This window comes from Paenibacillus zeisoli, from assembly GCF_003994465.1.
In the GTDB taxonomy this organism is placed as follows: domain Bacteria; phylum Bacillota; class Bacilli; order Paenibacillales; family Paenibacillaceae; genus Fontibacillus; species Fontibacillus zeisoli.
In genome coordinates this window covers 91,704-103,564 of sequence record NZ_RZNX01000002.1, presented here as the reverse complement: position 1 = coordinate 103,564, position 11,861 = coordinate 91,704, and the positions used below count along the sequence as shown (strand labels likewise).

At 43.6% G+C, this 11,861-nt stretch carries 6 protein-coding genes; all 6 read left to right on the top strand.

What is annotated here, in order from left to right:
* The first annotated feature begins 163 nt into the window (after positions 1-163).
* The 6 genes from EJP77_RS06470 to EJP77_RS06445 all read left to right on the top strand — a co-directional run bounded on the left by EJP77_RS06470 (position 164) and on the right by EJP77_RS06445 (position 11,674).
* Entirely contained in the window at positions 164-4,111 is a 3,948-nt protein-coding gene (locus EJP77_RS06470) for an S-layer homology domain-containing protein (RefSeq protein ID WP_127198406.1), read from the top strand.
* Positions 4,112-4,285: 174 nt separating this feature from the next.
* Complete coding sequence (locus EJP77_RS06465) at positions 4,286-4,627, top strand: hypothetical protein (RefSeq protein ID WP_127198405.1); 342 nt, start codon at positions 4,286-4,288, stop codon at positions 4,625-4,627.
* A gap of 502 nt (positions 4,628-5,129) precedes the next feature.
* Positions 5,130-7,769, top strand: coding sequence for a beta strand repeat-containing protein (locus tag EJP77_RS06460; protein WP_127198404.1), 2,640 nt, complete (start codon positions 5,130-5,132; stop codon positions 7,767-7,769).
* A gap of 206 nt (positions 7,770-7,975) precedes the next feature.
* The gene (locus tag EJP77_RS06455) at positions 7,976-10,609 is read left to right on the top strand and encodes a DUF4832 domain-containing protein (RefSeq protein ID WP_246021754.1); all 2,634 of its coding nucleotides are present in this window, start codon (positions 7,976-7,978) and stop codon (positions 10,607-10,609) included.
* Positions 10,610-10,744: 135 nt separating this feature from the next.
* Positions 10,745-11,278 (top strand): hypothetical protein, encoded by a 534-nt coding sequence (locus tag EJP77_RS06450; RefSeq protein WP_127198403.1) that lies wholly within the window; start codon positions 10,745-10,747, stop codon positions 11,276-11,278.
* Positions 11,279-11,392: 114 nt separating this feature from the next.
* Positions 11,393-11,674, top strand: a complete 282-nt coding sequence (locus EJP77_RS06445; protein WP_127198402.1) for an alpha/beta-type small acid-soluble spore protein — start codon at positions 11,393-11,395, stop codon at positions 11,672-11,674.
* The last annotated feature ends 187 nt before the right edge of the window (positions 11,675-11,861 follow it).

Sequence of the window (11,861 nt, the reverse complement as noted above, 5' to 3'; positions counted from 1 at the left end):
CTGCGGGACTTTTTGTGTTTGGAGATAGAAGCGCTGGAAGATGAAGCATCCATATTGGAGGCAAAATCCCAATAATCTGGATTTTATTCTCGTGTATTCTTCACAATCACGCGTACCTGTCCGATAAATAAGATAACTGACTTCAAAAAGGAGAGATTCATACATGCAGCGCGTGAAGAAGCCGTTAGTATGGCTTATGTTGTTGACAATGATTGTTTCTTTGCTACCGGCGGGTTTGACCGGAATAGCAACTGCAGCTACCTCATCGGCGGCTACTTATTTCATTCCGGATTCGAGCGGGATACGTCAGACGGCTTTGCTTACAACTGAGCCAGGAGCTCAGCAGATTAACCGAAGCAATGTATATGCAACCAATAATTCAGCGTTAACGATTGGCGGTACCTTCTCATATGTCGCCAAAGATACGATGAAGGTTAAGGTTGAGCAGCTGGTATCCGAGCCTGTAGTCGGCGGCGGGGTTCGCTGGGTACCGGATGGCACTCATTTTACCACAAGCTCCGTTACTGCAGATCCCGTGAATCTTCAGAAGTTCTCTGCGAATAACTTGGGACTCTTCGCGGGCTTCAACAGAATTACCTTCACAGGAATGCAGGGAAGTATTGAGCGTTCCGACATTTTCTATGTGCTATATGATAAAGTGCCTTATGTTGATTCCTTGAAGATTTATGGAAGCAGCCAAGGAGCGATTCTTCTGAATGAAGGTACTCAGGTGGTTGTAGACAGTAAGACCGTTACTCTTCAAGGGGTGGCCCAGAACACCAATAAAGTCACCGTATCCGTAAATGGAGGTACGGCACTTGTAGCCACAGTTCTTCAGGATGGTACGTTCTTCTCTCCAACACTTAACCTTAAGTCGGGGCAGAATGACCTGAAGGTGTCGATCCAGAACGGATCAGACGCTGTAGCTATTGCACGTACCGTGTACTTCTTTGATAAAACACAGCCGTTCACAGATCTGCAAGCGACGGTAGGAACAGAGACGCTCCCGATCCTCGACACCAAGCCTACCTTCACGAAGGATACAGGCGTTACAACAGGTATCATTTCTGGGCAGGTCCTGGTTCCTTATGTATCTGACGCTTTCAAAGATAAAGCAGTTATTACCGTTAATGGGGGAACCCAGCTTTCCTTTGATATCATTAAGGATGATGGCAATGTCGGTACTGCGAGTGATGAGAAGATCATTCCAGGTCCAGATGGAATTACTCCAGCCTATCGTCTGGTTAAGTTCAGAACCAATGTTCCTTACAATCTTCAGACTGATTCAGGTTCCCCAGCTCAAGTACTTACAGAGCAGAAGGCTACAGTCGCCGTAACATACGGTACACTTACTGCAGCTTATCCGGCTACATTCCGCTACTTGCCTGGCGATACCGTAATTACGGACATGAAGTATCTGGAGAAGTTTAAAGTAGGGGATGACATCACCAAAGCTACCAAGCTGCCGCTAAATGGAGCGAATGTCGATGCTCAGGATTTCTTCATCCTGGTGGAGTCGAATACTACACCTACCCAAACACTAATAGCTAATTATTTGCCGCTGGGAACCAAGCAGGTTACCTTGACGAAAGCTACGGTAGCAGGATTATCAGCTAATCAAGAGGTCTATCAGGTAACTGGGTTCTCAAATGGACAGCAGAAGGTTCGCTTCCAATATAATGGATCCAGCTCATGGTATAACGCAGACATCTCTTATGTGTCCAAGAACTACATTTACATTGATAATCTGACTGATGGACAGACTTTTGAATTTGATTCCCGTACAACGAACAAACTTCCGATTAGCGGTAAGTATATCGGTTTTGAGAATATCTCTAATGCCGAGTACTTTGTGAACGGGATAGCGGGAACAACTCTGAACTCCGGGGCTGCCACCGGCACCGATGGAGCAGATACTTTACTCGGAGTGAACAGCACGAATGTTTCTTTTGCACTGGATCTGAACATTACAGCTTCAGGCCCTCTCTTCTACGGAGATAACAAAATTGTCTTCTCAGGAACGTCCATGGATGGAGCGGGGAATAAGCGGGTAGTCACCAAGGAACTGCATATCTACATTATTGATAAAAATATCTCTAAGATAGATGCGTTTCTTCCGAACGCAGCCTTGGATACACGCACACCGTTCACCAAGGATGTTGCTGGAGATAACGATATTACTAACATTTTTGCACCATCCCCTGAGTTTGTGTTTGCAGATGGGAAATATACAACAACTCAGCAGAAATACGATTTGGTGCTTAGAGGCAGCGGAGCAACTGTCCTGAACCTGAACCTGGGAACAGACTTATTCTTTAGCTCTACCACAGATAGTCTCTTGGGTGATCCTAAAGTATTGAAAGCACCGGGAACGTTCTCTTACAAAGGAACTACTTACACTTATGATTTCTCGGGAAATAAGGATGACTTCATCCTTCGTATTCGTAATATTGCCTTTGATGCTCCAGGCAGCCATGTATACAACTTGGAGATGATTAATGCTACAGGGGCACGTGCTAACCAGCGTCTAGAGGTTGTGCGTGAGGTATCTCCTTATCGTATCCTTGCTCCACAGCCAACGGTTGGCAAGCAGTACATTGTGAACAAGAACTTCATTCACTTTGATATTGAAGCAGAAGGTGCGACTAAAGTTATTATCGGTAAGGATGAAGCAACCAAGCGTCCTGACCTTGGAACAGGGAACCGTTTCTTGTATGACTATGTAGGACTGAAGCCGGATAAAGCAACAACCATCAAGATTCAGATCGTACGCAGCGGTGCTACCATTAACGATACAATTACAGTGTATTATACAGGTACAGTCGCAGTGGATTCTCAGTTCATGGCTGAGAAGGTAGCCACAAAGTACAGTGTGTTTAACAAGTCATTAGACCTTTCTTTCCCTAAAGGTACTGTCATGAAGACTGCTAACCCAGACGGGAACAGTGTGACGAAATTCTATCCGAACACCAAATTGCTGTTTGGTATCGCTGATCCAAAGGATGGCGTCGTAGAACGCCGTAATGACTATGGCAACCTGCTCGGGATTCCGAACACAGGGGTTGTAAGTGGATTCCCAAGCGTAGCGCTCGACGATTTGCTGCTGCTTAAATTCACATCCAATGCCAATACAAGCAACTTCAGCCGTGTATCCGATATTTTCTGGGTAAGCGGAGGTGTAGGCGAGAAAGGTGATCTGGGAACGTCGGGTTACAAGCCGGCGACGAATGGTCTGGCTCCTTACTCACTGGAAGGTCAGTTCACCAAGTTTGAAGCAGAACGCAAGATTGTGCCTTCTAGCCGCGGTACGATGAAGATTGGCTTCAATAAGAACATTGTAGATGAAGTAGGTTCGACGATCACAGCATTCCGTTATACCGATCAAGGCGTATGGGAGAACATTGGCGGGGAAGTAGACATGAAATCTCATACCATCTCCGTACCATTCGATGAGTTCGGTTATTACACAGTCATGAAGCTTCGTCTCGGTTATAACGATATTACGAATCACCCGTGGGCGCGTAACTACCTGAATGGACTCTATGCCAAAGGGATTATGAACAACCTGCGCTCAGATGCGTTTGGTGCAGATGACCGCACTACCCGTGGTGAATTTGCTACTCTGATTGTTAAGGGGCTCAACCTGCCGCTGAATTATGACAACAATCAACAAACGTTCTTCGATATCAAGCCAACGGTCAAAGCACCAACCTGGGACTTTGAACATTTGGAGACAGCCGCAAGAGCGGGTATTGTCACAGGTCTTAGCGATGGATTCTTCGGTCCGGACCAACCTTTGACTAGAGAGCAAGCTGCAGTTATGATCGCAAGAGCTTTGAAGCTGAAGACAGCTACGAATGACGATAAGCTAAAGGCAACACTTGCTAAAGCCTTTACTGACTCAGGCACCATGGATGGTTACTCGATGCCGTCCATTGATGCGGTAAATAAAGCTAAGATTATGAGCGGCAGCCCTCAAACGGTTGCTGGCCAGAAAAAGCCGACGTATGCGTTCAACCCTAAGGGTACACTTACTCGTGCTGAAGCTGGTAAGATCGCAGTTGCACTGCTTCTGAAGAGCACTAAGATCTTCCCTAAGAACTTAAGCTAGTATGAATCTGGATACCCGCTTGTGAGCGTGAGCTTACAGGCGGGTATTCTCATTGTGTACATTAGTAATACAGGGACAATCTGTAATTACCAATTACATCTTTTTGTAATTATTCAGAGATTAGGATACAATAACAGAGTAATAGACATTTTTTGCAAAAGGGTGAATATGCACATGAAACCGTTATTATCGAAAGCTCAACTGGATTATATGAAAGCAAAGACGAAATTTGAGGATAGAGCGAAAGTTTTAGAGAAGAAGATCGAAGAAACTCAGAAGCTGCAAGAGGTTACGCAAGAGGTTATGGAAGGGCTTGTAGTAGAGACAGGCTTTCATGATGCATTCAATGAGCTCACCGTTGCCGAGAATGCGTTAATTGAATGGTCACATGTGACGATGAAGCACGAGAAATCATACAAAGATAACAAGCAGCCGATCGAGAATATGTATGCCAATTTGAATTCCGATCCGCAGATGCGTGCCCGTATTATTGAATTAGCTATGAAAGTAAGGTAATAATTTAACTTTTCTGTACTATATATAGTAGGGAGACATCCATGTATGGATGTCTCTTTTTTTGTGTTTGGGGTGGATAATAATGGGGTATTGTATTGGAAAAAGATGCTTAATGACTGACATTAAAAGGGATGTTATACTAAATCCCGTAAAGACCCATTGCTGTAAGAAAGTTGAATTTTAGGATGCGAATACTAAGTGTTAACAATTCTTTAATTTTTTTTTCGCAACCCGCAACTTTTTGAGATTACCTGCGTTTAAGATGTAGAACATGAACAACGGTGACCAATTTAGACAATCCAGTATGTTCCTCATAGGGAAAGTTGTCTATTTACTAGAAAAATTATCTTTACGGCTCTAGGGACCCATTGTATAATGTCAAGGTAGGATTAGGTAACTACTCTATTTCTACGTGCACCAAAGTTTACAAGTTTCTGTGGCACCGTTCACAGACATAATTTATAGTAATTCGCTCAACTCGGGAAAGGGGGTGTATCGGCTAATGAGTAACACGAGCTATACATTTAAAGAAAACTCTTATATGAAAGATATTCAAGGAGGAGACAAAAAGGTTATGAAGAAAATTTTATCCGTAGCACTCTCTACAGCAATGGCATTCTCCATGTTTGCATCTGTAGCATTCGGTGCTGAATCTACACTTTCACCGCAACAACAATTTGACGCTTTGAGCGCAAAAGGTATCGTTAATGGTTATCCAGATGGTTCTTCTCACCTTGAGAAGACAATCACTCGTGCAGAACTTGCTAAAGTAATCGTTAAGACTCTTGGTCTTAAAGAAGTTACTGGCGTATTCTCTTACAAAGATAAGAACTACAACGCTAAGAACTGGGCAGCTCCTTACATCGAAGCAGTATCCGCTGCAGGTATCATGCAAGGTAAAGACACTGCTAAGAAAATCTTCGACTTCAACGGCAACGTTACTGTAGAAGAATTGGCAACTGTATTGGTTCGTGCATTGAAACTTGAAGTTCCTACTACTGGCATTGACAACAGTGCAACTGCATGGGCTAAAGGTTATGTCCAAGCAGCAATCAACGCTGGCCTTCTTGAGAAGTCCACTAACTTCCAAGGTGCAGCAACTCGTTCCCAAGTAGTTGTAGCAGCTTATGTAGTAGATCAAAAGAACACAGCAACAACTGTTACTGGCGTAACTGTTGCTAGCCCTAATACATTGACTGTTTCTGGTACTGGTCTTGGTAAGCTGACTGCAGCACAAGTTACTGTTGGCGGCGTAGCTGCTACTGCAGTATCTGCATCTGCTGACGGTAAGACTGCAACTGTTACACTTGCAAGCAACCTGCTTCCTAACTCAGAGTCCACTGTAGTTGTAACAATCGACGGCAAAGCTACTGAATACAAAGTAACTAACGGCGTTGTAGTAACTAAAGCAGCTGTTACAAAAGCTGTATTCGATGTGCAACTTGCTGGGCAAGGCGTTAAGTTCACAATCAATGATCAAGCTACTCCTGCAGATGCTAACTACTTGGCATTGGCTGGCTACGATGTAACATTTGTTGCTACCAAAGACGGGCAAGCTGTTAATATCTTTGATGATGGCACAACAACTGGTTCTGCTACTTCTAAAACTGGTGTTTTGAGATCTAAAGGTATCGCTATTGCAGCTGGTGACTATAAAGTTGAGGTTCAAATCGTGAAAGGTGCAACTGTTGTTACTGGTTCTGAAACTATTACGTTTGCAAACTTGGCTACAGCTGCAACTGGAATTAGTGAAGTTAAGCTGTACAACTTGGGAGCTAATGGCGATGAGTCTAATTCCGCTTACAATGGAGCTCCTTTGACAGGTAATGACTTTGCCTTGAACAGCAATACGTTGGTAGCTGGAGAGTCAGCAAGAATTTACAATGTTAAGGCTACCATCGCTGGCGTTGTTGGTTCTGCACCTTCAAGCAGTGTATCTCTTACTACTTCCAACCCAGCAGTTGTATCTGTGAATGGACTAGTGTTAACTGCTGAAGCAGCTGGTACTGCAACTATTACTGTAAAAGTGGGTAACGTTACTCAAACCCTCAACATTACTGTAACAAATGCTGCACGTACTCTTAAATCGGTTACAGCTAACCCAGCTACTGTAAATGCCGTGGTTGGAGTTAAAGCGAGCACTAAAGTTACGACCAAAGACCAATACGGCGATCCTTTCTTGGCTGTGACTAATAGTGTTAACGAAGTTCTTCCAACCAACCTTACGCTGGATGCATTTGATGTAGTTACCAATACAAGTAACACTGATGGAACTGCTACAGTTGAATTCACGCCAAGTGCTACTGGTACAGGTACTGTATACTTTAAAGACAAAGATGGAAACATTGTTGGTTCGGTATACCTTAATGTAACTGATGTTAACAATATTGGATCGCAAAAACTTGAAATCGCTGGTTCTTCTAAATCTTCGGACAATGCCCTTGATGTAGCTGCAGCTGGATCTGATGACACAGTTACTTATGTACTTAATAACTACACAACAAATGGTGTTCAAAACGGTTCTGATACCCTGGCCAATATTACACCTTCAAGTAGCGATGATTCAGTAGCAACAGCTACTAAAGTTGGAAGCACGATTGTTGTTCAAGCTAAAAAAGCTGGAACTGCTCAAATCGTATTGAAGAATGCTACAGGGAATATCGTTGCTACTCAAACTGTAACAGTGGTTAACAATGCACCTGCTATTTCTACTGTTTCCTTCAAAACCGCACCAACTATTAACTACATCAACAAGAACATTACTTACAAAGATGTTCTAAACACAACAGATCAAGTAGCTGGTGTAGATATTATTGTTACTGGAATCACTTTGAAACAAGCAACACAGTATCAAATTCGCATTGGCGCTGATGCTGTATTGTATCTAGACAAAGATGGTTCTGGTAAGTTTACTGATGGGGATGTTAAACTTGGTAAAGTTGTAGCTTCGGTTGCAACTGGTGGTAAAGTTGGTAATATTGACGCTGCCGCTACTACAAGAACATTTAATGCAGTAACTGGTCTGACAACCGCTTCTGGTGATAAAGGAACTGTGATCTTCAAAGTTCTGACAGATGTAAGTGGTAATGATGATCAAACAACTGCTGTTGCAGCACAATCTGTAAACGTAGACGTTAAGTAATAACTTCTACTGAGAAAACCCTGATGAGAGAAATCTCATCAGGGTTTTTCTATTTATATAGAATGACGTCCGCAACTATAAGTAACTGACTGAAATTTATCTCAATATCTATTAGAAACAGTACTATATTAGAAAATTATAGAAACTTTCTCCAGACATATACGTTTATAGGTTAGAGCATAATTTTTCCATAGGAGGAAGTTAATTTGAACAAGATTACATATACATCTACTGTTTTGGGCTTGAGTCTACTCGTCGGAAGTTTATCTACAGGACCTGTAGTAGAAGCAGCATCCAACACACCGACTTTATCTGTAGTTTCATCCGCAACTTCTAAGTCCTCTTTATCCATTGGAGCCAAAAAGACTACCCAAGCCAAACCTGCTGTTAAAAAATCCGCACCTGTCGTTCATACCATTAATGCTTTGCCGGCGATTAAGCTAAGTGGCAATAGTTCGGTTCGTTTATCTGAAGTGAACCTGCTGGCGCAGGATGAAGGAAGTATTGTTACTTATACGCTCAGCTTCAACAACGGGAATTCCAAAAGTCTGGATCTGACGGATTACTGGACCCGAGTTCGTTCGGCTGGAGGCTCTGTATATAGTGCGGCACTTAAGTCTACTGATGCTGCTAAGAAAAGTGTTGCTCCGGGATCTACAGCAACCTTAACCTACATTGTTAAAGTAGGCAGAAACGTGAAGATCAGTGATCTTGCTTTTCAGATCGTAAAGTGGGATTTTAGCCAACCTAACTATGAGAGCAGCCTAGGCGCATTTAAGATACCGGCATCCTATCTCATATCTACACCAGCCGGTCAGTCCAAGACATTCCGGATTAATGAAGCACCTGTGAAGATGAAAGTTAGCCAAGTCACAAGCTATTTATCAGGCGATTATAATTATGTAGGTGTGAATGTAGATCTGCAGAATATTGGCTACAAATTATTTGAGGATCCTAAGGTGAAAATGGTAATTAAGACAGCGGGTGGATCCAGCTATCCGTTAACAGCCGATTCTTTGGGGACAGATTACCGTATACAGCCCCAGGATACGAAGAAGTTAAATCTAATGGCATCTATTCCTAAGAGCATTCCACTTAAAAATCTGGAGCTTCAAATTATTCAGGATGATGAGGCTACCAAGCTAAGTCTTCCGCTTGCAACCCTTCAGCTCCCTGCTGTTAAGAATCAATCTATTACAGTAAAGCCTTATGCGGAGAAAGTAATCGTCCTCCCGGCAGGTAAGATCGCGGCAAGTGTTAAGGGCGCATGGGTGAATCAAAGCTATGATGATAGTGATTTGGCTGTTCAATTCGCGGTTCGAAATGTTGGGACAACTACAGTTACTGTTCCTAAGTATGATTTTGTACTGCATACGGCTGGCGGGAATACGATTCCTTTTACTGTAACTGGTATAGATAACATGACTTTGAAGCCTCAAGAAGAGAAGAATATTAGGATGAATATCACGATTCCTTCCAACTGGGTGAATAATAAGCTCCAATTATTTGTTAATATTCCTCAGCCTACCGGTGACGTACCCAAGGATGCAGCGGGTCAAACCCCAAGTTCCAGTAAAGATCCGGTATTTACTTATCCAGTAGGCGTGTTTGCCTTACCAGAAGCCAAGCTCCTTGAGAACACTACAGGAGTTGAGCAGTTCATGCAGACGAATAATGGCTTGGTCGGATTGACCTTGTCCAATATTCAGCGGCTGCCATGGACCGATGGTGACTTGGTAACTGCGAAGGTCGTCATAGCCAATCGAGGGAATAAGACCATTAACTTGCCGGATTTGGCTGGACAGCTCACGGTGGATTCGGCCAAACTGAGTGCGGATACGAAGCTGGTTAGCACCCAAAGTGCAGGCCTGCTTGGTATAGGAATGACAACAGATCTATATATTGTAGGAAAAGTACCGTCTTACCTTAACTTTGCTCAACTGCAGATTGCTCTGCTCGAGAAATCGGGAGATCCGGCATCTCCAACTACATCACCTTGGTTCCAATTCACGAATTTTGGAGTTCTGCCGGGACTTAGCACGATCAAGAAGGATGCAGCCTATCAGATTTCAACGAATGGACGCAAAGAGGAATTCAAAGTATTAAGAACAACCGTATACCCAGGATCGTCTTCAGACATTGTGTACTCGGAAGTAGAGATCAATAACCTGGAGGATCATCAAATCGATCTCTCTCAAATGGTCGGTTTCTACAAAGGTTCTAGCGGCCAAAGCTATAGAGCTAAAGCCATCCAGATAGAGACCCCTGCGGGACCAAAGGAGAAAAGTATTGTTGCCTTCTGGACGAAAATTCCTAGCAAAAATAGTGTATCCGATATGAAGCTGATTCTAGGCGAAGGGATCACAGACAACAAGCTTACTCCGGTCAAAGGTGACCCTAACGGATATATTAACGCGGCTGAGATGGAAGTTAATTTTCAACCTAGTGTTTTAAAAGCTGGCTTGAAGGACATTCAGCTGTTTCCATATACTTTGAATGTCAATAAGTTAGATGTGTATTTAACCGCTTCAACAACAGTGAATGTAGATATGAATTACACCCTAAGCAAAAATACGAGCTACAACGTAGGAGAATTAGGACACAAACTAGTGTTTGAATTGAAGGATTCCACCGGCCGTATATTTGAGAAAGAGGTAGCACCAGAGACAGACTTGAAACTTAGTGAGAATGGCAGTTTTGCCTATACTGTAGACGATGCGATCTTTGACGGTATGAGTTATGGAGCTTATTCTCTATCTGTCTATGATGTGTTCCAAGGCCAAAAGGTCATGCTGGCAACCCAAAACGCATACTACAATACTTCACGTATGTACCATTAATAAGTTGATTCAAGCTAAGATCCCCCAATTGGGGGATTTTGCTTGTCTCTATCTAGCAAAACCTCTATCATTAGTAGATATATGGTATGAACCAAAGACGACTAGAAGAATTTCCAATATGGCAGGAGGCAGCTCATGAAAAGAACATGGAAGATCACGGCAGCAGCCGTTTTAATTGGTGGCGGATTATTGGCAGGCTCACTGCTCAACCTTCAGGCGGAAGGAGCTGGAGTAACCAACCAGCCAGGTACCGCAGATGATCCGGTAGTAACTAAGAGTTATGTGGATCAACAGATTCAAAAGGCACTTGGTGGCTCAGCGGGCAGCGGTTCCACGACACCAACACCAGGCACCGGAAGCGGAACAGGATCTTCGACAGGAGGATCTGCTGCTAGTGATGGCATTGAAGTTGTTACCCTAAAGCCTGGCCAGACATTGATCGCGAAGGCAGGTGCCGAGTTCATCGTTCGTGCCGGCAAAGCCATTATCTATAGTGCAGACGCTAACGGAGTGGCGGATCTGACGGACGGTAAGGATATTGCGAATGGAGAGCCAGCTGCGGGTAATCATCTGTTATCTTTTCCAAGGGAAGGCCGGGGTATTCAGGTAGCAGACGGTCAGAAGATGAGTCTTACTGTCATGGTCAGAGGCGGTTATGTCATTAAATAGCCTGTTAACCAGCAGCGCCATTAATTGCTTCTAATAACAAACATTCATACGGCTACAAGTTCGCAAGGCAGAGATACTAATCCTGTATAACCAGTACTCAGGAGGTGTATTCTAATGGCAAGTAACAGCAGAAGAAATCGTCAAATCGTACCGCAAAGCCGTGAAGCCCTGAAACAAATGAAATATGAAATCGCAGCCGAGTTCGGTCTGCCAGTAGGCTATGGTGCAGGTTCCATGGGTTCGGCAGATACTGAATTTGCCGGGGAGCTTGGAAGCATGGGAAATGGCCATACCACAAGCAGCTGGGGTCACTTGACCTCGCGTGAGAATGGCTCCGTGGGCGGGGAGATTACGAAGCGTTTGGTGGCGCATGCAGAGCGGCATTTTACATTATAAAGAATGTATTCAAATTCATTGCAATTATTAATCGGAAATAAGGAATAATAAGCCTGGTCCCTTGATTGACAGGGGGGTACAAATACGTTAATATGACTTTTGAGGCTTGTACTTCAACCTTTTCCGAGCGGAAAAGGTTCATTTTTTGTGTAGGATCGGTTGGCGATTGCCATACTATCCATATGGG

Coding starts and splice junctions, on each gene's coding strand:
- EJP77_RS06470 (WP_127198406.1), top strand. CDS start 164: ATGCAGCGCGTGAAGAAGCCGTTAGTATGGCTTATGTTGTTGACAATG.
- EJP77_RS06465 (WP_127198405.1), top strand. CDS start 4,286: ATGAAACCGTTATTATCGAAAGCTCAACTGGATTATATGAAAGCAAAG.
- EJP77_RS06460 (WP_127198404.1), top strand. CDS start 5,130: ATGAGTAACACGAGCTATACATTTAAAGAAAACTCTTATATGAAAGAT.
- EJP77_RS06450 (WP_127198403.1), top strand. CDS start 10,745: ATGAAAAGAACATGGAAGATCACGGCAGCAGCCGTTTTAATTGGTGGC.
- EJP77_RS06445 (WP_127198402.1), top strand. CDS start 11,393: ATGGCAAGTAACAGCAGAAGAAATCGTCAAATCGTACCGCAAAGCCGT.